At 68.1% G+C, this 20,374-nt stretch carries 18 protein-coding genes; 6 read left to right on the top strand and 12 right to left on the bottom strand.

Annotated elements, in window-relative coordinates; all coding sequences use genetic code 11:
• The first annotated feature begins 1 nt into the window (after nucleotide 1).
• Genes nuoL through ND450_RS35240 form a run of 4 tightly spaced genes read left to right on the top strand, consistent with a single transcriptional unit; the run spans nucleotide 2 to nucleotide 6,104 of the window.
• Nucleotides 2–1,939 carry an NADH-quinone oxidoreductase subunit L gene (gene nuoL, locus ND450_RS35225; protein ID WP_253322576.1) on the top strand — a complete coding sequence of 646 codons (1,938 nt, stop codon included), beginning with the start codon at nucleotides 2–4 and terminating at the stop codon, nucleotides 1,937–1,939.
• On the top strand, nucleotides 1,936–3,504 hold the full coding sequence (locus ND450_RS35230; protein ID WP_089915504.1) for an NADH-quinone oxidoreductase subunit M: 1,569 nt from the start codon (nucleotides 1,936–1,938) through the stop codon (nucleotides 3,502–3,504). Before nuoL ends, ND450_RS35230 begins: the two co-directional genes overlap by 4 nt.
• A 1-nt stretch (nucleotide 3,505) precedes the next feature.
• Complete coding sequence (gene nuoN, locus ND450_RS35235) at nucleotides 3,506–5,083, top strand: NADH-quinone oxidoreductase subunit NuoN (protein WP_253322577.1); 1,578 nt, start codon at nucleotides 3,506–3,508, stop codon at nucleotides 5,081–5,083.
• 37 nt (nucleotides 5,084–5,120) lie between these two features.
• Nucleotides 5,121–6,104, top strand: coding sequence for a polyprenyl synthetase family protein (locus ND450_RS35240; RefSeq protein WP_253328085.1), 984 nt, complete (start codon nucleotides 5,121–5,123; stop codon nucleotides 6,102–6,104).
• Between the two features lie 21 nt (nucleotides 6,105–6,125).
• Here the strand turns inward: ND450_RS35240 and rarD are convergent, their stop codons facing one another.
• Nucleotides 6,126–7,049 carry an EamA family transporter RarD gene (rarD, locus tag ND450_RS35245; RefSeq protein ID WP_256557346.1) on the bottom strand — a complete coding sequence of 308 codons (924 nt, stop codon included), beginning with the start codon at nucleotides 7,047–7,049 and terminating at the stop codon, nucleotides 6,126–6,128.
• A 145-nt stretch (nucleotides 7,050–7,194) separates the two neighbouring features.
• Here rarD and ND450_RS35250 point away from each other — a divergent pair, with 145 nt between their 5' ends.
• Entirely contained in the window at nucleotides 7,195–9,216 is a 2,022-nt protein-coding gene (locus ND450_RS35250) for a hypothetical protein (RefSeq protein WP_253322579.1), read from the top strand.
• Between the two features lie 61 nt (nucleotides 9,217–9,277).
• Here ND450_RS35250 and ND450_RS35255 read toward each other — a convergent pair whose 3' ends face one another.
• From ND450_RS35255 to ND450_RS35270, 4 genes are all read right to left on the bottom strand, one after another.
• Complete coding sequence (locus ND450_RS35255; protein WP_253322580.1) at nucleotides 9,278–10,327, bottom strand: 2-oxoacid:ferredoxin oxidoreductase subunit beta; 1,050 nt, start codon at nucleotides 10,325–10,327, stop codon at nucleotides 9,278–9,280.
• On the bottom strand, nucleotides 10,324–12,162 hold the full coding sequence (locus ND450_RS35260) for a 2-oxoacid:acceptor oxidoreductase subunit alpha (RefSeq protein WP_089915483.1): 1,839 nt from the start codon (nucleotides 12,160–12,162) through the stop codon (nucleotides 10,324–10,326). Before ND450_RS35260 ends, ND450_RS35255 begins: the two co-directional genes overlap by 4 nt.
• A gap of 211 nt (nucleotides 12,163–12,373) precedes the next feature.
• Nucleotides 12,374–13,114 carry an enoyl-CoA hydratase gene (locus ND450_RS35265; protein ID WP_253322581.1) on the bottom strand — a complete coding sequence of 247 codons (741 nt, stop codon included), beginning with the start codon at nucleotides 13,112–13,114 and terminating at the stop codon, nucleotides 12,374–12,376.
• A gap of 10 nt (nucleotides 13,115–13,124) precedes the next feature.
• Complete coding sequence (locus ND450_RS35270) at nucleotides 13,125–13,565, bottom strand: Lrp/AsnC family transcriptional regulator (RefSeq protein WP_089915782.1); 441 nt, start codon at nucleotides 13,563–13,565, stop codon at nucleotides 13,125–13,127.
• 75 nt (nucleotides 13,566–13,640) lie between these two features.
• Between ND450_RS35270 and ddaH the strand changes: the two genes are divergently transcribed.
• Entirely contained in the window at nucleotides 13,641–14,525 is an 885-nt protein-coding gene (ddaH, locus tag ND450_RS35275) for a dimethylargininase (protein WP_371927492.1), read from the top strand.
• A gap of 913 nt (nucleotides 14,526–15,438) precedes the next feature.
• On the opposite strand, the gene ND450_RS35280 is transcribed toward ddaH, so the two are convergent.
• The 7 genes from ND450_RS35280 to ND450_RS35310 all read right to left on the bottom strand — a co-directional run bounded on the left by ND450_RS35280 (nucleotide 15,439) and on the right by ND450_RS35310 (nucleotide 20,368).
• The gene (locus tag ND450_RS35280; protein ID WP_253322582.1) at nucleotides 15,439–16,986 is read right to left on the bottom strand and encodes a tyrosine-type recombinase/integrase; all 1,548 of its coding nucleotides are present in this window, start codon (nucleotides 16,984–16,986) and stop codon (nucleotides 15,439–15,441) included.
• Entirely contained in the window at nucleotides 16,983–17,186 is a 204-nt protein-coding gene (locus ND450_RS35285) for an AlpA family transcriptional regulator (RefSeq protein WP_253322583.1), read from the bottom strand. Before ND450_RS35285 ends, ND450_RS35280 begins: the two co-directional genes overlap by 4 nt.
• Nucleotides 17,170–18,516 carry a replication initiator gene (locus ND450_RS35290; RefSeq protein WP_253322584.1) on the bottom strand — a complete coding sequence of 449 codons (1,347 nt, stop codon included), beginning with the start codon at nucleotides 18,514–18,516 and terminating at the stop codon, nucleotides 17,170–17,172. The genes ND450_RS35285 and ND450_RS35290 overlap by 17 nt, the downstream gene beginning before the upstream one ends.
• An 82-nt stretch (nucleotides 18,517–18,598) precedes the next feature.
• Nucleotides 18,599–19,390 carry a hypothetical protein gene (locus ND450_RS35295; protein ID WP_253322585.1) on the bottom strand — a complete coding sequence of 264 codons (792 nt, stop codon included), beginning with the start codon at nucleotides 19,388–19,390 and terminating at the stop codon, nucleotides 18,599–18,601.
• Nucleotides 19,391–19,398: 8 nt separating this feature from the next.
• Complete coding sequence (locus ND450_RS35300) at nucleotides 19,399–19,584, bottom strand: hypothetical protein (protein WP_253322586.1); 186 nt, start codon at nucleotides 19,582–19,584, stop codon at nucleotides 19,399–19,401.
• Nucleotides 19,584–19,910: a WhiB family transcriptional regulator gene (locus ND450_RS35305; protein WP_253322587.1), complete on the bottom strand. Its 327-nt coding sequence runs from the start codon at nucleotides 19,908–19,910 to the stop codon at nucleotides 19,584–19,586. Before ND450_RS35305 ends, ND450_RS35300 begins: the two co-directional genes overlap by 1 nt.
• On the bottom strand, nucleotides 19,907–20,368 hold the full coding sequence (locus tag ND450_RS35310) for a hypothetical protein (RefSeq protein WP_253322588.1): 462 nt from the start codon (nucleotides 20,366–20,368) through the stop codon (nucleotides 19,907–19,909). Before ND450_RS35310 ends, ND450_RS35305 begins: the two co-directional genes overlap by 4 nt.
• Nucleotides 20,369–20,374: the final 6 nt, after the last annotated feature.

The raw sequence follows: 20,374 nt of genomic DNA on the forward strand, positions 1-20,374 counted from the left end.
GGTGACGGAACCTGTTGTCGCCAGCGGGGTCGCGAGCTTCGCCTGGTTGCTGTTGGCGCTGCCCGCGTTCGGCGCGGCGGTGCTGTTGGTCGGCGGCAAGCGCGCCGACAAGTGGGGCCACCTGCTCGGCAGCGGCGTGCTGCTCGCGTCGTTCGCCTACGCGCTCGCGCTCTTCTTCTCGACGCTCGGTGTCTCGAACCCCGAGGAGCGGGTGCAGAACCTGCACCTGTTCAACTGGATCGACGTCAACGCGCTGACCGTCGAGTTCGGACTGCGGCTCGACCCGCTGTCGCTCACGTTCGTGCTGCTGATCACCGGTGTGGGCTCGCTGATCCACATCTACTCGATCGGCTACATGGCGCACGAGGAGGGCAGGCGCAAGTTCTTCGCCTACCTCAACCTCTTCGTCTCGGCGATGCTCCTGCTGGTGCTGGGCAACGGTTTCGTGACCCTGTACTTCGGCTGGGAGGGCGTCGGTCTCGCCTCGTACCTGCTGATCGGCTGGTACCAGTACAAGCCCGAAGCGGCGTCGGCGGCCAAGAAGGCCTTCCTGATGAACCGCGTCGGTGACCTGGGCCTCGCCATCGCGATCTTCCTGATGTTCAACAAGCTCGGGACGACGCAGTACACCGAGGTCTTCAGCCGCGTCGGCGAGTTCTCCTCGGCCGAGGTCCTCGCGATCACGCTGCTGCTGCTCCTCGGCGCCTGCGGCAAGTCGGGCCAGTTCCCGCTCCAGGCCTGGTTGCCCGACGCGATGGCGGGCCCGACCCCCGTCTCGGCCCTGATCCACGCGGCGACGATGGTCACCGCGGGCGTGTACCTCATCGCCCGCTCCAACCCGCTCTACAACCTGAGCGAGGACGGCCGCCTGGTCGTCATGATCATCGGTGGCGTCACGCTGCTGATCGGCTGCATCATCGGTTGCGCCTACGACGACTTCAAGAAGGTCCTGGCGTACTCGACGGTCTCGCAGATCGGCTACATGATCCTCGCCGTGGGCCTCGGCCCGATCGGCTACGCGCTCGGCATCATGCACCTGCTGACGCACGGCTTCTTCAAGGCCGGGCTCTTCCTCGGTGCCGGTTCGGTCATGCACGGCATGAACGACGAGGGCAACATCCGCCGGATGGGCGGGCTCTACAAGTACCTGCCGATCACCTTCGTCACCTGGACGCTCGGTTACCTCGCGCTGATCGGCATCCCGCCGTTCGCGGGCTACTTCTCGAAGGACGCCATCATCGCGGCGGCGTTCACCGGGGAAGGCTGGCGCCCGTGGGTCTTCGGCGGTGTCGCACTGCTCGGTGCCGCGCTGACCGCGTTCTACATGACGCGCCTGCTGATCCTCGTCTTCCTCGGCCAGCCCCGCTGGAAGGACCTGAAGGCGGAGAACGGCAAGGACTACCACCCGCACGAGTCCCCGCTGTCGATGACCGTTCCGATGATCATCCTCGCGGTCGGCTCGATCGGCGGCGGCTGGTTCCTCTCCTCCGGCGGACGTCTCGCCGGCTGGCTGGAGCCGTCGCTGGGCGAGCTCAAGGAAGAGCACGGCGTGATCTCGCACGGGATGGTCGGCATCCTGACCGTCGCGCTCGCGGTGGTCGGCGCCGGGCTCGCGTTCCTGCTCTTCGGCCGCGGCAAGCAGCCGGTCGAGCGCCCGGCGCGGGTGTCGTTCCCGGTGCGCGCGGCCCGTGCGGACCTCTACGGCAACGCACTGAACGAGGCCCTCTTCGCGCGGCCGGGCACCTGGCTCACCCGCGCGCTGGTGTTCCTCGACCTGAAGGGCGTCGACGGTCTGGTCAACGGCACCGCGGCGCTGCTCGGCGGTAGCTCCGGCCGGTTGCGCAGGCTGCAGACCGGGTTCGTCCGCTCCTACGCACTGTCCATGCTGCTGGGCTCGATCTTCGTGCTCGGGGCGCTCCTGGTGGTGAGGTTCTCGTGACCTGGGTTCTGATCGCACTGCTGGTGGTGCCGCTGGTCGGCGCCCTGGTGGTGGCGTTCCTGCGCAAGGACGACAAGAAGGCCAAGCTCGTCGCGCTCGCGTTCTCGCTCGTCGAGCTCGTGCTCGGCGTGCTGCTGTGGATCGCCTACGACCCGGACGGCGAGCGCATCCAGCTCGCCACCGGCGTCGACTGGATCCCGGCCTTCGGCGTGCGGCTCTCGTTCGGCATCGACGGCATCGCGCTGGTGATGATCGCGGTCATCGCGCTGCTGATCCCGCTCGTGATCGGCGCCGGCTGGACGGAGAAGCTGCCCGCCGGCCGTTCGCAGGGCGGGTACCTCTCGCTGATCCTCGTCCAGGAGGCCGTGACGGTCGCGGTGTTCGCCGCCACCGACGTCTTCCTGTTCTACGTGCTCTTCGAGGTCATGCTCATCCCGATGTACTTCCTGATCGGCGGCTACGGCGGCGCGCGCAGGCAGTACGCGGCGGTCAAGTTCTTCCTGTACTCGTTCCTCGGCGGCCTGATCATGCTGGCCTCCGCGATCGGCGCCTACGCGATGGCGTCGGACGAGCTCGGCAAGGGCACGTTCGACTGGGCGACGCTCGTGACCGTGGTCCGCGACGCCGACTCGACGACGCAGACCTGGCTGTTCCTCGGCTTCTTCCTGGCGTTCGCGATCAAGGCGCCGCTCGTGCCGTTCCACACCTGGCTGCCCGACGCCGCGGCCGAGGCGCCCATCGGCGTCACGGTGATCGTCGTCGGCATCCTGGACAAGGTCGGCACGTTCGGCATGCTGCGCTACCTGCTGCCGATGTTCCCGGAGGCGTCGAAGAACCTGGCGCCGTTCGTGCTCGTGCTCGCGGTGGCCGGTGTCCTCTACGGATCGCTGCTCGCCACGGGCCAGCGGGACATGAAGCGGTTCCTCGCGTACGTCTCGATCGCGCACTTCGGCTTCATCGCGCTCGGCATCTTCTCGTTCACGTCGCAGGCCGGCGTGGGCTCGGTGTCGTACATGCTCAACCACTCGATCTCGACCGGCATGCTGATCCTGGTGGTCGGCATGGTGATCGCGCGCGGTGGTTCGTCGCTGATCTCCGACTACGGCGGCATGTCGAAGGTGGCGCCGCTGCTCGCGGGCATGCTGCTGATCTCGGGTCTGACCACGCTGTCGCTGCCGGGCACGAACTCGTTCGTCTCGGAGTTCCTCGTGCTGATCGGCTCGTTCCCGACGCAGCCGGTGTTCACGATCATCGCGACGGTCGGCATGGTGCTCGCGGCCCTCTACGTGCTGTGGCTCTACCAGCGGGTCATGACCGGCCCGCTGCGCGGCGACGCCCTCATCGGTGCCGCGGCCGGTCCGGGTGCCGTCGGCGACCCGGAGAAGAAGACCACGATCGGCGACCTCGACAAGCGCGAGATCGCGATCCTGGCACCGCTCGTTGTCATCGTGCTGGCCCTCGGGTTCTACCCGCAGCCGGTGCTCGACGTCATCACCCCGACTGTCGGGGCGACGCTGACCGAGGTCGGCGTGACCGACCCGGTCACCGTGCAGGAAGGCAAGTGACGTGAACCTTCTCGTCGCTCAGGCGCAGACGATCGAGGCGCCGGAGATCGATTACGGCGCCATCGCGCCGCTGCTGATCGTGCTCGGTGCCGCGTGCGTCAGCGTGCTGCTGGAGGCCTTGCTGCCCAAGCACCAGCGGTGGGCCGTGCAGCTCGTGCTCACGCTCGTGACGCTGGTCGGCGCCGTCGGCTCGCTGATCCTCTACGCGACGTCGGAGCGCCCCCAGCAGGGCGTCTCGACGCTGTCGGGGGCGATCGCGGTCGACTCGCCGTCGCTCTTCCTGTGGGCCACGCTGCTGGTGCTGGGCTTCGGCTCGGTGCTGCTGATCGCCGACCGCTCGGTGGAGCCCGGCGGCGCGTTCGTGGCGCAGGCCGCGATCCGTCCGGGCACCGTCCAGGACCGCGCCCAGGCGACGAAGACCGGCATGCAGACCGAGGTCTTCCCGCTCACGCTGTTCGCGCTCGGCGGCATGATGACGTTCGTCGCGGCGAACGACCTGCTGACGATGTTCATCGCGCTGGAAGTGCTGTCGCTGCCGCTGTACCTGCTGTGCGGCCTGGCTCGCCGTCGCCGCCTGCTCTCGCAGGAAGCGGCCGTGAAGTACTTCCTCCTCGGCGCGTTCGCGTCCGCGTTCTTCCTCTACGGCGTGGCCCTGCTCTACGGCTACGCGGGTTCGGTGAAGCTCTCGGCCATCGCGACGGCCGCGGGCGGCACGGACCGCTCCGACACGCTGCTGTTCGCGGGCTTCGGCCTGCTGGTGGTGGGCCTGCTGTTCAAGGCCGCCGTCGGTCCGTTCCACGCCTGGACCCCGGACGTCTACCAGGGCGCCCCGACGCCGGTCACGGCGTTCATGGCCGCGTGCACGAAGGTCGCCGCGTTCGGCGGCATCCTGCGCGTGCTCACCGTGGCGTTCGAGAACACGCAGTGGGAGTGGCGCGGCGTGCTGTACGGCGTCGCGGTCGTGTCGATGGTGATCGGCGCGATCCTCGGCCTCACCCAGACCGACGTGAAGCGCATGATCGCGTACTCCTCGGTGGCGCACGCGGGCTTCCTGCTGATCGGCTCGATCGCCCTCACGCCGGAGGGCGACGCCCCCGGTGTGAGCGCGACCATGTTCTACCTGCTGGCGTACGGCTTCACCACGATCGCCGCGTTCGGCATCGTGTCGCTGGTCCGCAACTCGGACGGCGAGGCGACCCACCTGTCGCAGTGGGCGGGCCTCGCGAAGCGGTCGCCGATCGTGGCGGCGGTCTTCACGTTCCTGCTGCTGGCCCTCGCCGGCATCCCGCTGACGTCCGGGTTCATCGGCAAGTTCGTCGTGTTCAGCGCGGCGATCGAGGCCGGCCTCACGCCGCTCGTGGTGATCGCTCTCGTGGCCTCGGCCGTGGCGGCGTTCTTCTACCTGCGGGTGATCGTGCTGATGTACTTCAGCGACCCGGCCCCGGACGGCCCGACCGTCACGGTGCCCGGCGCGTTCACCACGATCGCGATCACGTTGGGTGCCGTCGTGACCTTGGTGCTGGGTCTGTGGCCCACCTTCGTGCTCGATTGGGCGGGTACCGGCACCTTCCTCAGCTAGGACTACGTAGTCTGCTGGTGTGACCAGTAGCGAGCATGTGGGACCGGGGTTCGCGTTGGTGGACCCCGTGCTCACCGAGGTAGTCCAGGACGGCCTGGCCGAGGTTGAGCGCAACCTGCACGACGTCGTGCAGAGCGAGTTCGCCCCGGTGACGGAGACCTCGCTTCACCTTGTGGAGGCGGGCGGAAAGCGGATCCGCCCGCTCTTCACACTGCTCGCGTCGCAGTTCGGCGCCGACTGGGACCGCGAGAAGGTCGTCAAGGCGGCCACTGTGGTCGAGCTCACTCACCTCGCGACGCTCTACCACGACGACGTCATGGACGAGGCGACCATGCGGCGCGGAGCGGTCTCCGCGAACGTCAAGTGGGACAACAGCATCGCGATCCTGACGGGCGACTTCCTGTTCGCCCACGCGTCCCGGCTGACGGCCGACCTGGGGACGGACGCGGCGCGGATCATCGCGGAGACCTTCTCGGTCCTGGTGACCGGCCAGATGCGCGAGACCGTCGGCCCGCAGCCCGGCGAGGACGCCATCTCCCACTACCTCAAGGTGATCGAGGAGAAGACCGGCGTCCTGATCGCCACGGCGGCGAGGTTCGGCGGCATGTTCTCCGACGCCACCGAGGAGCAGATCGACGCCCTGCGCGCGTACGCCGAGGTGATCGGGGCCGCGTTCCAGATCTCGGACGACGTGATCGACATCGCGTCGCCGTCCGTGGAGTCCGGCAAGACCCCCGGCACCGACCTGCGCGAGGGCGTGAAGACGCTGCCGATGCTCTACGCGCTCGCCGACCCGTCCGAGACGCGGCTCGCCGAGCTGCTGGCCGGTCCGATCAGCGACGACGAGCTGGTGGACGAGGCCCTCGGCCTGCTGCGCAAGTCGTCCGGAATGGACAGGTCGCGCGAGGTCCTCGACGAGTACGCGGACCGTGCCCGCACGGAGCTGGGCAAGCTGCCGCCGTGCGCCGCGCGGGACGCTCTCGAGGAGCTCGCGACGTACGTGGTGGAACGCACCCGTTGAGGCAGGGCGGCGGCCACCGCCCTAGCTGACCGGCGCGAGCGCCTGCTTGCGCCGGTTGCTCAGCGCGTCGAACGTGAAGATCGCCAGGGCCAGCCACACCAGGCCGAACCCGATCCACCGGCTGGCCGGCATCGACTCGTGCACGACGAACACGCCCCACGCGAACTGCAGGATCGGCGCGATGTACTGCAGCATGCCCATGGTGCTCAACGGGATCAGCCGCGCACCGACGCCGAACAGCAGCAACGGGATCACCGTCACGAAGCCGGTGCTGAGCAGCAGCAGGACGTGGCCGGTGCCGGCCGAACCGAAGGTGTTCGCACTGCCCAGCGTCAGCAGGTAGACCAGCGCGATCGGCGCGATGACGGCGTTCTCGGCGGTGAGGCTGGAGATCGCGTCCAGCGGCACCTTCTTCTTCAGCAACCCGTAGACGCCGAACGAGCAGGCCAGCACCAGGGAGATCACCGGCAGCCGGCCGTAGTCGACGGTGAGCACGATCACAGCGACCACGGCCACACCGATGGCGGCCACCTGGGTGATGCGCAATCGTTCCTTGAGGAAGATCATGCCTAGTGCCACGCTCACCAACGGGTTGATGAAGTAGCCGAGGGCGGCCTCGACGACATGATGGCTGTTCACGGCGTAGATGTAGGTGCCCCAGTTGACCGTGATCAGGACGGCCGCTGCGGTAACGATCAACCAGCCCTTCCCCGACAGTTCGAGGAAGGGCCGCCAGCGCCGGAGAACCCCGACGACGACGGCGAGCGTGACGAACGACCAGACGATCCGGTGCGCGAGCACCTCGACCGGCTGGGCGGGTACGAGGAGTGGCCAGTACGCCGGGAACAAGCCCCAAAGGACGTAGGCGAGTGCGCCGCTGGTGACCCCTCGCCCCTGGGTGTGAAGTTCTGGCGAACTGATGGCAGAGGTGGTCAGAGGGGGCACAAAATCCCACTCTACGCTGGGCTTTCCACCCGTTATTTGCGCTGAACGGCGTAGTGACGGAGCATCATCAAAGGCACTGTAGTTTGGCCATGCTCACCCTTCCGAGTGAGTGGGGTCGGAGTGTGGTCGTAGAAGGGGCTTACCCGTGAACATCTTCGGGCAGGTCTGGCTGTGGAGCCTGCTGTCCTTCGTTGCGGGAGCGCTGATCACCTGGTTGGTGTATGTGCGCCCCGCACGCAAGCAGATCGCCGACCTCGATGATCAACTTCGGGACGCGCGGAAGTCGGCCCGGCCGGCGGCGAAGCCCGTTCCGGTCGACGACTTCGAGGTCGACGACTGGGACAACGCGCCTCCGCGGTCGCTGACCGACGAGGTGCTGGCGCCGCCGCCCGCACCCGTTCCGGCACCGGCGCCGTACGTGGAGCCGCCCGCCTACTTCGGCGAGCCCGTGCAGGCGCCCGCACCGGTGCTGCCGCCGGTCGTCGAGGAGCCCGCTCCACACGAGACCTCCGTGCTCGAGTCCCGGCCCGAGGTCGACGAGGAGCCGTCCGCGCCCGTCCGGCAGTACCTGGAGCCCGACGAGGCCCAGCGCCGCTTCGAGGAGCAGCTGGCAGAGCAGAAGGCACTGGCCGAGGCCGACGACGACCGCCCGCGGTCGCTGTTCGAGCGCCTCGGTCCGGGCGAGGTCCCCGCCGAGACGCCGGCCGAGCAGACGACGGTCCTGTCGCAGTCGGGCCTCGAGGCCGCGGACTTCGACGACGAGCCGGAACTCCCGGCCGAGCAGACCTCGTACGTGCCCACCGTCGAGCCGGTCGCCGAGCCCGGCGTCCCGTCGCCGCGGCCGACCGCCGGTCCCGAGGTCGACGAGCAGGCGGACGACTTCATCTACCAGCCGCGCGAGGTGTGGGCGCAGGAGGAACCGGAGACGTTCCTCGACGAGGCCGCCGAGCAGGAGGACGAGCCCGCCGGCACCCGCTCCGAGCAGACGACGTTCATCGCCGTCGAGGAGAGCAGCTGGCCGGACAACGACCTCACCGGCGAGTACCCGGCCCTGCGCGACGAGCTCTCCGGCCAGCTGGACGGCTTCACCGAGCCGGACCCCGAGCCCGAGGTGGAGCCGGAGTCCCCGGCCGAGCAGACCGGCCTGATCGAGCCGATCACCGACGAGCCCGCCGACCTCGACGCCCCGAGCGTCCGCAACGGCGTCTTCGAGTCGACGCTCGCCGAGGAGCAGGAGCCCGAGAGGGAGTCCACCCACTCGCTGCGCGACGAGCCGGCCCACGAGGAGCCGGTTCACCACGAGCCTGCCCACGAGGAACCTGCCTACCAGGAGCCGGTCTACCGGGAGTTCGTCGAGCCCGAGTACACGGCGTCGTTCACCCAGCCGTTCACGACGCCCGGCGCCCCGCCACCCGCGCCGTTCTCGGCCTTCGAACCCCGCGTGGAGACCGAGGAAACGCCGGAGCGCACCCCACGTGCCGTCGGCGCCGCGTTCTCCCACGGCACGGAAACCCCCGCGCCCCCGGCAGCTCCCGCAGCCGAACGGTCGCGCTCGCTCTTCGAGCCGCTGCTCGACGCCGACGAGCCGCTGCCGGCCCTCGGCCAGACCCGCACGCTCCCGGACACGTCGAACGACCAGCCGTTCGTACCGAAGTTCGTGCCGAGCGACGAGCCCCTGCTGGCCGCCCCGCCGGAGCCGGAACCAGAACCGGTCCCGGTCGAACTGCGGCACACCGAGGCGGGCCTCCCGATCCGCGAGGCCAGGCGCAGCACCACGCAACAACGCCAGCAGAGCTTCCCGGCGTTCGCGGCCTTCGAGTCCCCGAAGCCGGAAGCACCCGCCGCCCCGGCAGCACTACCGCAACGCCCCCGCCCGGTCGGCTTCTCGCCGTCCACCGGCGGCCGCCCGAACGGCACCGCTCCCTCGGGCGCGCCGGCGAGGTTCCAGCAGCCGGAGGGCTTCAACCCGCGCTCGCCGTTCGGCCCGGGTTCGGTGCTGCCGAAGTCGGACGGCCACGCACCGGCCGCGGACTTCGCGGTGAAGGCCACGCTGACCGGCCGCCGCTACTACAGCGAGGGGTCGGCGAACTTCGGCGAGACCCGCGCCGACGTGTGGTTCCGCACGGAGGCGGACGCGGAGAAGGCGGGCTTCCGCCCGGCGCCGTGACCTGACAGGCACGAGAAAGGCCCCCACCGAACGCGGTGGGGGCCTTTCTGCTGTTCCGGGGTCAGCCGACCACGGTCCAGGTGTCCTTGCCGTGCAGCAGCTTGTTGAGGTCCGCGGGCTTGGCGGCCTTGGCCGCGCCGACCTGCGCCCGCACGCCGTCGTCGTACGTGACGCGGTCCGCACGCCGGAAAACGCCGGTGACGGTGTGCGTGAGGTCCTGCGTCGACAGCCGCGAGAGCGCGAACGACAGGTTCAGGTCCGACGCGTCGTGCACCACGATGTCGGACGCGTCCACGTCCGCCGACTTGGCGACCGCGAGCCCGAAGCCCTCGCGCACCACGCAGTACTCGCCCTCACGACCGAACCGGATCGGCTCGCCGTCGACGACGTTGATGATCCGCCGCTGTGCCTCGTCCGCGTCCTTCAGCACGTCGAACGCGCCGTCGTTGAAGATCGGGCAGTTCTGGTAGATCTCGACGAGCGCCGACCCGCGGTGCTCCGCGGCCTGGCGCAGCACCGAGGTCAGACCGGCCTTGTCCGAGTCCAGCGCGCGACCGACGAACGAGGCCTCCGCGCCCAGCGCCAGCGACACCGGGTTGAACGGGTGGTCGAGCGACCCGAGCGGGGTCGACTTGGTGACCTTGCCCTCCTCGGAGGTGGGCGAGTACTGGCCCTTGGTGAGGCCGTAGATCCTGTTGTTGAACAGCAGGATCTTGAGGTTCACGTTGCGGCGCAACGTGTGGATCAGGTGGTTGCCGCCGATGGACAGCGCGTCGCCGTCACCGGTCACCACCCACACGCTCAGGTCGGGCCGCGCCACGGCGAGACCCGTGGCGATGGCCGGCGCACGGCCGTGGATGGAGTGCATGCCGTACGTGTTCATGTAGTACGGGAAGCGGGACGAGCACCCGATGCCCGAGACGAACACGATGTTCTCGCGCTTGAGGCCGAGCGACGGCAGGAACGACTGCATGGTGTTGAGCACGATGTAGTCGCCACAGCCGGGGCACCAGCGGACTTCCTGGTCGGACTTGTAGTCCCTGGCCGTCTGCTTCTCGTCGGTGGTGGGAACTCCGGTCAGGCCCGGGATTCCGAGGTCGATGGCAGTCACGCCGACACCCCCTTGATCACGTCAGCGAGCACGTCCTGCAGCTCTTCCGCCTTGAAGGGCAGGCCCTGCACCTTGGTGTAGGACACGGCGTCCACCAGGTACTTCGCCCTCAGCAGCAACGCCAGCTGGCCCAGGTTCATTTCCGGCACGATCACCTTGTCGTACTTGCGGAGCACCTCGCCCAGGTTCTTGGGGAACGGGTTGAGGTGGCGCAGGTGCGCGTGCGCGACCGGGAGTCCCAGCTTGCGGACCCGCCGTGCCGCCGCACCGATCGGGCCGTACGACGAACCCCAGCCCACGACGAGCACGCGGGCGTTGCCGTCCGGGTCCTCGACCTCGACGTCCGGCACCTCGATGCCGTCGATCTTGGCCTGGCGCAGGCGCACCATCTTGTCGTGGTTCTCGGGGTCGTAGGAGATGTTGCCGGTGATGTCCTGCTTCTCCAGACCGCCGATGCGGTGCTGCAGACCAGGGGTGCCCGGCACGGCCCACGGACGGGCCAGCGTCTCCGGATCACGGGAGTACGGCTGGAAGTTCTCGGGGTCCGTCGCGAACTCGACCGTGAGGTCCGGCAGCGACTCGACGTCCGGGATCATCCACGGCTCGGAGCCGTTCGCCACCGCGCCGTCGGACAGGAACAGCACCGGGGTGCGGTACTTCAGCGCGATCCGGCACGCGTCGACGACGGCGTCGAAGCAGTCCGAGGGGGACTGCGGCGCCACGATCGGCACCGGCGACTCGCCGTTGCGGCCGAACATCGCCTGCAGCAGGTCGGCCTGCTCGGTCTTCGTCGGCAGACCGGTGGACGGGCCACCGCGCTGCACGTCGATCACGAGCAGCGGCAGTTCGGTCATGACGGCGAGGCCGATGGTCTCCGACTTCAGCGCGATGCCGGGACCCGACGTCGACGTCACGCCGAGCGCGCCGCCGTAGGACGCGCCGAGGGCGATGCCGATGCCCGCGATCTCGTCCTCGGCCTGCACCGTGGTGATGTCGAAGTTCTTGTGCTTGCTCAGTTCGTGCAGGATGTCCGACGCAGGCGTGATCGGGTACGTGCCGAGCACGACGGGCAGCTTCGACAGCTGCGCGGCCGCGACGATGCCGTACGCCGTCGCCGTGTTGCCGGTGATCTGGCGGTACGTGCCGACGTTGAGCTTCGCGGGCGCCACCTCGTAGGTGACGGCGAAGGCCTCGGTCGTCTCGCCGTAGTTCCAGCCGGCGCGGAACGCCAGGACGTTGGCCTCGGCGATGTCGGGCTTCTTCGCGAACTTCTCGCGCAGGAACCGTTCCGTGCCCTCGGTCGGCCGGTGGTACATCCACGACAGGAGGCCGAGCGCGAACATGTTCTTCGCGCGTTCGGCGTCCTTCTTGCCGAGACCGGTCTCCTCCAGGGCGCCGATGGTCAGCGTGGCCATGGCGATCTTGTGGACCTGGAACTTCTCGAGCGAGTCGTCCTCGAGCGGGTTCGAGTCGTAGCCGACCTTCGTCAGGTTCCGCTTCGAGAACTCGTCGGTGTTGACGATGAGGATGCCGCCGTCCGGCAGTTCGCCCACGTTCGCCTTGAGCGCGGCCGGGTTCATCGCGACGAGGACGTCGGGACGGTCGCCGGGCGTCAGGATGTCGTAGTCGGCGAAGTGCAGCTGGAACGACGACACACCGGGCAGGGTCCCCTGTGGTGCGCGGATCTCGGCGGGGAAGTTGGGCTGCGTGGCGAGGTCGTTGCCGAACGCCGCCGCTTCCGACGTGAACCGGTCTCCGGTGAGCTGCATGCCGTCACCGGAGTCGCCGGCGAAGCGGATCACAACGCGATCCAGCTTGCGGGTCTCAGTGCTCATTCCTACGCCGATACCTCTCTCCAAGGGTGGCCGTGCCCCACCACGAGGGTAGTCGCCAGGACCGCCCGCGAGACGGGCCGTGTACCACCAGGCGAGACGAACTGTCCCATCTGCCGCAACGGGTCCTTAACTCAACGGTAAGCACACCACTACCTGCGCATACCCGAATGCGGCGGACGTCACCCTCGATACCTGTTACCCAAGGTAACACCTACCGCCCGCTGATCCGAGCCTTCATCGCGGCAAGCCTCGCAGCGAACTCTGGAGTGTCGATCGAAGCGACCTGTGGGCGCAGCTCCGCCTCGACCGCCTCCGCGTGGTCGTGCATTGCATCGGTCAGGCGCATGGTGGCCTTGATGGTCCGGACGAGTTCCGCCGGCGCCTCGGCGGCCGCCTTCGCGAGCTCCTCCGCCAGTGCCAGCGGGTCTTCGGCCTTCGCGTAGGCCAGCCCCAGCCGCACGGCCTCGTCCGCGTCGAGGATCTGCCCGAGCAGGGTCATCGCCGTGGCCGTCTGCGGGTTCGTGAGGCGTTGCAACATCCACGTCATGCCACCGCCGGGGTGGATGCCGAGCTGCAGGAACCGCGCGTCGAACCGCGCCTTCGGCCCGGCCACGCGCACGTCGGCGGCCAGCGCGAGGTTGAGCCCGGCGCCGACCGCCGCGCCGTTGACCGCGGCGATCGTCGGGATGGTGGCGTTCGCCACGGCGAGGAAGCCCTGGTAGATCCGCTTCAGGCCTTCGTCCTTGGAACTGCCGAGCTGCGTGAGGTCCGCGCCGGCGCAGAACGCGGGCGGCGCACCCGTGACGATCAGCGCGTTGGCGCTCTTCTCCGCCTCCTCGACCCTGTCCGCGAGCTGCTGCGACAGGTCGATCGTCAGTGCGTTGCGCCGGTCCGGATCGTTGATCGTGATCACGGCGACGGAGTCGTGGTGCTCCAGGAGAACCTCAGCCATGGACCGCACCCTAGGGCGCGATCGGCCGGTCCAGGAGCCGGGACAGCACGACCGTCGACACGGTCCGGTCGATGATCTCCACGGCCCGCAACCGCTCCAGTGCCGTCTCGAGGTGGTGGATGTCCGCCGCCCGCAGGTGCACGATCGCGTCCGCCGCCCCCGACACCGTGTAGGCGGCGCTGACCTCGGCCATGGGCTCGAGCCGGTGCTGGATGTCGTGGGGCGCGACGTTCCCCTTGCAGTGCACCTCGACGAAGGCCTCGGTACCCCACCCGAGCGCCTCCGGGTCCACGACCGCCGTGAACCCCCGCAACACCCCCGTGTCCAGCAGTTTGTCCACCCGCCGCTTCACCGCCGGGGCGCTCAGCCCGACCTCCTTGCCGATCTCCGCGTAGCTGGAACGGGCGTTGGCCATCAGGCACGAAATGATTCGCTGGTCGATGCTGTCCACACGCAACATTCTGCCCTAATCAACGCAATGTCGCGGCGTTGTTCGATGGTCCAACGGCCCTTTACATTTCGATCCATGACCGTCTCCATCTCCGGGCCCGGCGAGCCGATCACGCTCGACATCGCGCAGCCCCTCGCGCCGACGCGCGTGCCGACCACCCGTCGGTACCTGATGTGCCCGCCGACGTACTTCACGGTGGAGTACGCCATCAACCCGTGGATGGACCCCACCCAGCCCACCAGCACGACGCTGGCCGTGGAGCAGTGGACCGCCCTGAAGGAGACCTACGAGCGCCTGGGACACGACGTCCAGGTGATCGAGCCCGTGCCCGGCCTGCCGGACATGGTCTTCTCAGCCAACAGCGGCACCGTCATCGACGGCAGGGTCCTGGGCTCCCGCTTCCGCGCCGCCCAGCGCTCGGCCGAGGCGGACCACTTCCGCCGCTGGTTCCTGGGCGCGGGCTACAAGTCCGTCGTCATGCCCACCGCCGTGAACGAGGCCGAGGGCGACTTCACGTGGACCGGCTCGCTGCTGCTGGCCGGCACGGGCTTCCGCACGGACCCCGGGGCGCACTCCGAGGCCCAGGAGGTGCTGGGCGTCCCCGTGGTGTCCCTGCAGCTCGTGGACCCGCGCTTCTACCACCTCGACGTGGCCCTGTTCATGCTCGACGACCAGTCTTCCTCGCCTCTGGTCGCCTACTACCCGGAGGCGTTCTCTCCCGGTTCGCAGCAGGTTTTGAGGCGCCTGTTCCCGGACGCTGTGATCGCCAACGACGACGACGCCGTTTGCCTGGGTCTCAACGCCGTTTCGGACGGCAAGCACGTTGTGATGCCTGTGGAGGCCGTTCATCTGGCCGAGCAGGTGGCTCGTCGCGGGTTCGAGCCCGTGTTCGTGGACATCTCGGAGTTGCGCAAGTCGGGCGGCGGCCCGAAGTGCTGCACGATGGAACTGCGCGGCTAGACCTCGCCCACGCAGCCATCTGGATCTGCGCTGGTTGGAACCCCGAAATGGGTCCTGACCAGCGCTGATCTGTTTTTCGGGCTTAACGGCGTCCGTCACTGACCGGCACCGAACGACGGCTGTTGTCACGCTCCACGGGACAGTCACGGGACAGAAAAGGCCCCCGGCGATGATCACCGGGGGCCTTCTGACCTGCACGAACACTCTACCTCTTACTCGTCCAACGTTCCGTCCATCTTGTCGTTGGGCCTGTCCGCTGTCCGTCGAGCACCTACGCATAGATCTTCAACAGGACGTCGGCCGTGTGGCACGCCCGCTCCTCGCCCTCAGCCGCGGGAACGCCACGCCACCGTGAGCCAGGTCGAGACGGCTGCATGTCGCACGGGTCTTTGCCGAGCGATGAGCGGTAATGCTCAGGATTCAGGCCCTACCAGGGCTCGCCTGAGGCGGTTCCAACAGGTCCGATACAGACCCGCGCCGGCCGGTTGGAGAAGCCATCATCGAGTAGACCAATGCGTGTCGGTGAAAGCTGTTCACCCAACGCTTACGGGCGGATGGGGATGTGATTCGATCCGCTCTGGTGGACGGACTCAAAATCACTAGCTAGACCAATCGCGATTTGATGGACTTTTTTTTGAGGATCTTGACCTCGCTGGCGGAGATCCACTCATCCACGAGCCGGTTCAGCAGGCAAGAGGGAGCAGTGGCCAAGATTCGGAGCTGTACGCCGAGGTTGCTCACTGGCCTCCCCTCCTGCTGTGGTCCTTGACCGGATCATCATAGAGAGCACGCCTGGGGGCGTGAGCTGCGACATCCTCGGCCTGAACGACGGCTGTTGTCACGCTCCGCGGGACAGAAAAGGCCCCCGGCGATCATCACCGAGGGCCTTCTGAACTGTGCGAACACCATACCGCTAGCGCCCGGCGATCAGCCCGGCAATGCCGTCGTCGCCCTCGTCCCAGTCCGGGATCAGGTGCTTGAACCGCTCCGGCGCGCGGTGTGCCAAGTCGCGCAGCATCCGCCGTTCGTCCTTGGACAGGCCCAGCCAGGCTTCCAACTGCTCCCAGTCCGTCTCCGATTGAGTCCGGGCGACAGGCTCCCTCAACGTGCCGTCGATCTTGTCGTTCGAGGTGCCCAACTGGCCGTCCAGCACTCGCGCGTAGACCTTCAGCAGCACTTCGACCGTGTGCCCCGCCCGCTCAGCGACCTCAGCCGCGGGAACGCCAGCCGCCAACCAGGTCGACACCGCAGCGTGCCGAAGGTCGTACGGGTCCTCACCCAACGGGGAGGCGTACTGCTCCGGACTCAGCCCGAGTTTGCGAGCCCGGTCCCAGGCATCCGTGTAGACCGTGGCGTTGATCGGCCCGCCGCTGATCGTTCCGCGGAACAGCCGCCCGTCCTCCGTCACGCCGAACCGCTCGATGTGCGAGCGAAGGAGCTGCACCAGCGCAGGAGGGATCGGAACTCGCCGGATCGAGCCTTGAGCCCGCCGCTTGAGGTTCCGAACCTCCCAGGTCTCGCCGGAGTCCGTGTACCGGGCGTTCGCACGTGATGCGGACTTCTCCAACAGCAGCTCGCCCCAGCCGGATTCAGGCAGCTTGCAGTCCTGCTCCCGCAGCCGGTTGACCTCGGCCGGCCGCAGTGCGCCGTAGTACATCGTCGCGAAGAACGCGTGCAGGTAGTCGTACTGACCGGTGCTCGTGCCCGCGTAGGTCAGCGCGGCGAGCACCTGACGAGCCTGCATCGGGTTGAGCACCACGCGCGGATCAACCTCGCTGTTGCCCCGTTCAATGGCGACCTTGGTCCGCGGGAGCGGGTTGACGTCGAGCGCCCCGGTGTCGATCCCGAAGTTCAGGACGTGATGTAGAACACCCCGACGCGTGCGGGTGGTCCAGGACGCCGCCGTCTTGCTGCCGAGGTTTCGAGACAGCGCCTGCAACAGCTTCTCCGCCTCGATCTTGTCCGCCAGCTCCCGAGCCGGACGCGACGCCCGCTCAATCCACCGCGCGGCCTTCTCTTCCTCAGGAGACAACTCACGCTCCCGCCGATTCGCTGGCAGCAGGCAGGTCGTGAGGACCAGCCGAAGCAGCCTCTCGTCAGGAGCCGACTTGTCCGGCAGAACGTAGGCAGCGACCGCGACGGCCATCGTGTCGACGTGGCGCCGCCGGGTGTTCGGCGCCGAGTGCTGCCAGTGGTGATCGATGTAGGCCTGGACCAGGACGAGAAGTGACTTCGCGTTGCGCTGCCGGTACTCCGACTCAGGTAGGCCGGAGACGACATCGAACGGCTCACCCCGGCGAGCGGCCTGCATCAAGTCCGAGCGCCGGTTGTCCGCCTGTGTCTTGAGCGTGAACCACTCGGAGTGCTCCTGGCCCTCAGTGACCCACCGGACGCCGTAGGGCCGCCGTCGCGTCTTCTTGTGCTGGATGGCCCAGAACCGGACCTTGAACGTCGGCTTCATGCGGCCTCACTCCTCCGCTCACCGAGCCAGGCCCGGTAGTCCGACATCGCAACGCGGAGAGACCCGTTGGGCAGCAGGAAAGCCACAGGGGCCTTGCCGAGCTGCCGCCACCGGTAGAACGTGTCCGGGCTGATCTTCAGCAGCTTGCAGACCACGGCCACGGTCATCAGGTCTTCGTCTGGGTTAGGCAGCTCGGACATGGTTCTTCCCCTCCTGTTCGTACTTGCGCAGTCGTTGAGCGCGGACTCGTTCGGCGATGCCGGCCGCGAGTTCGCGTTCCGCGTCGTTGTCGTAGCCGGATCCGGCGTACTGCCAGTCGTTGACGACGGCCACGGCCGCGGGATCGAGTTCGAGGCGCTCGAACATTTCGAGCGTCCGGAACGTCCGGCGCTCCTCACGGATGGCGCGGAACGTGGTCGAGTAGTGCTTGGACTTCGTGAGGAAGTGCCCGCGGAACCCGAGCATGTGCGCCCACTTCCGGAGGTTCAGTTCCTCAAAGTCGGCCAGGCCGCCGAGGTACCAGGCCGTCTGCACCATCCGTCGGTGGTGCTCGGAGATCTGGAGGATGTCGATGTCCAGCTGGGAGCGGATCGGCCGGTCCGCCGTGTCCTTCGCACCCGTGCCCTTGGTGGCGTACTTGGCGACGTAGCCCGCCAACCGAGCCTCGCTGATCTCCCCGAACTCGTCCTCCACCTGGGAGCCGCGGATTCCCTTGGTGTCGACCTGTTCGCCCCACAGCAGGCGTAGCGCCGAGCCGTCCGGCCGCGTGGTGTCGATCCGCACCGCCCGAGCCGCCGCCTTGATGCAGTCGCCGAGCAGTTCGGCTGTGGCCCACACCGGAGTGGGGTCGTGCGGCCCGTCAGGACCGTCAACACGAACGACGGCGTGGAAGTGGACGAGGCCGCGCCGCTGATATTCGGCGACCTTGGCGTACGAGAGCCGGGCATGGTCTTTGAACTCGGAGACCTTCAGGCCGGCCGCGCCAGCGAGCTTGCGGCGCAGCGCGATCGTGAACCGGTGCCACAGCTTCCCGGCGTGTGCTTGCCAGAGCACCGCGCCTTCATAGTCGTAGGTGCCGGGGTCGACAGCACCGCCGATGCGCGGATCGTCGCCGTGATGCCATTCCCCGCAGCCGGTACAGGGCCGGATCTTGCCGGTCGAGTTGGACGGGCGGTTGTGGACCGGACCGAACGATGGTGCGGTGAGCGTCGCGAACACGCGCGGCTTCTCAGACACCGTCTCAGGAACGCCTTTGGAGCCACCGGCCAGGCCCGCGTGCATCAGGTGGTAGGCGTCGGCCGCGTATCGGTCGGAGCAGGCCGGGCAGACCGACTCCCGGCGGTTGCCGCACGGAACCATGACGTCCCCGCCGAAGTGCTCGATCAGTCCGCCACTGAGGTCCTGGAGTTGGAAGGCGCCGGACAACCGGATGGGCGCGGCACAGCCGCCAATCGCGGTCACCCGGTCTCGCCATGCCCGGAAGTCGACCGCCTTGACTCGCGCGGTGATGCGGTCTTCCAGAGTGAGCACGGTGGCCCTCCTTTCTCTGCGGGAAAAGAAAAAGGCAGGGCATGACCGGTGTTCTGGTCATGCCCCGCGTGGTTGAGATGGGTCAGGCTGCGAGTTGCGCAGCGAGCCGCGCGGCGTACTCCTCGGGCACGTTGAGCGCGTCTTGGATGTCCTGTGCGGTTAGGGATCGACCCTCCGCGTGAACCTCGTTCGCCTTGGCATCCAGTGCACCTTGCAGGTGTCCGGGAAGCCTCAGCGCGGTTCGAGTGGGTGCCGCCGGAGTGACTGCGCTCGGCGCGGTGGACGTCGGCGCAGGAACGACCTCAGCCGCCTTGTCACGGGCGGCGTTGCAGCGTGCCTGGATCACCGGCATGACTTCGGCAAGCAGGAACACCACGAGCGGGATCACGAGATGCAGGAACACCATCCCGACGTTGATCTGTCCGTCCGGAGGCCGCAGCGACGACCACACGTTGGTGATCAGCGTTGCACCGAGCAGCACCCGCTTGAGCCACTTGACCGGCCGGTCATCGACCGCCAGGCCGTGAGCGAGCATCTGCGCTTCCCACCGCAGGAGCGTGATCAGGATTCCGGCGAAGGCCGGTTCCACGAGCCACGCGCCCCACCACATCGGGTCAGACGGCCCGAGGTGCCCGGCGAGAAAAGCTTGAACACCAGTCGCAGTGAAGCCGAGGCCACAGGTCAGGAAGCACCACATGGAGCGCGTCACCGACACGCGGAACCGGTCCGCCTGCACGGCCGCCAGCAACGGGTTCGCGGTGAGCTGGTGGATGTCCTGCGCCTCATCGAGTTGTGCCCGCAGCCGTCGAACGGTTCGCGTCTCGCGCGATTCGTTGGACTCGGTTTCGTTGCTGTGATTGGACTTCTCCGACACCTGGCCACCTACTCCCCGTGAGCTGCCTTAAGGAGCAGACACGCCAGCCACAGCAGTTCGGCAGCGAGCACCAGGCACCCGACGATGCCGAACAGCAGGTACATGCAGACCAAGGAGGTCACGGCGGCGGTTGCCATGTGCGCGAGGCGGACGAAGCCGCGGAGGTTCACCGGTACGGCGAGTACGAGCTTCATTAGGCCACGTCCTTTGCATTCCTAGCGAGGTGGTGGATGCGGCGCCGATCAGCACCGGTGAGGCCGCCGACGACGCCGGAGGCATTGGCCCGGAATCGGGGGCTGGTGGCTTCCCAGTCGAGTTGGTCCTGGCGGCACTCGTCGATGACCGGGCAGGACGCGCACACCTTCTTCGCGGCGGCGATTCGGCCGGCGGTGTCGAAGAGGCTCGGGTCGGAGCCCGCACAGGCAGCCCGTTCACGCCAGGCAGGTGGTCCGTCAGTCGGTCCGAACAGGACCCGCATCAACACCCGGTAGCCGAAGGCTTCAGCGTCGTTGTTCCTCATGCCGCCACCGCCAGCCGAGGTGCGGACTTTCGCGCGGCCTGGACGACCTGGGCGACTTCATCGAAGGTGACCTGTTCCGGCGCGCATACGGCCAGTCGGAAGGCCTTGGCGAGCACCGCCCCCGAGCCCGACTTGACCTTGCCGCCCAGTTCGACCACCGAGGCCGACGCAGCGAGCCCGAGCATGACCCCGGAAGCTGTGCGGCCGGTCGCCGCGACGGAGAGGGTTCCAGCGGCCTGGAGGGTCCAGGTCAACTCGACCCCGTGCAGCGAGGCCGCCCAGACCAGCAGGCATGCCAGCCGATCGGGTGCGGTGCCGGAGGTGAATTCGGCGTGCACCGAGCCGGACGGGGTAGAGATGACCAGGCGATCCGGCCGGGGCAGGTCGAGCGTGCGGATGTGGCCGCGGATCGAGCGGAGCAGGCCGTCAAGGCGGCGAGGAGCGTTGTTTTCGGGCATGGCAAG

It is taken from the genome of Lentzea sp. HUAS12 (assembly GCF_024125735.1).
Classification (GTDB): Bacteria; Actinomycetota; Actinomycetes; order Mycobacteriales; family Pseudonocardiaceae; genus Lentzea; species Lentzea albida.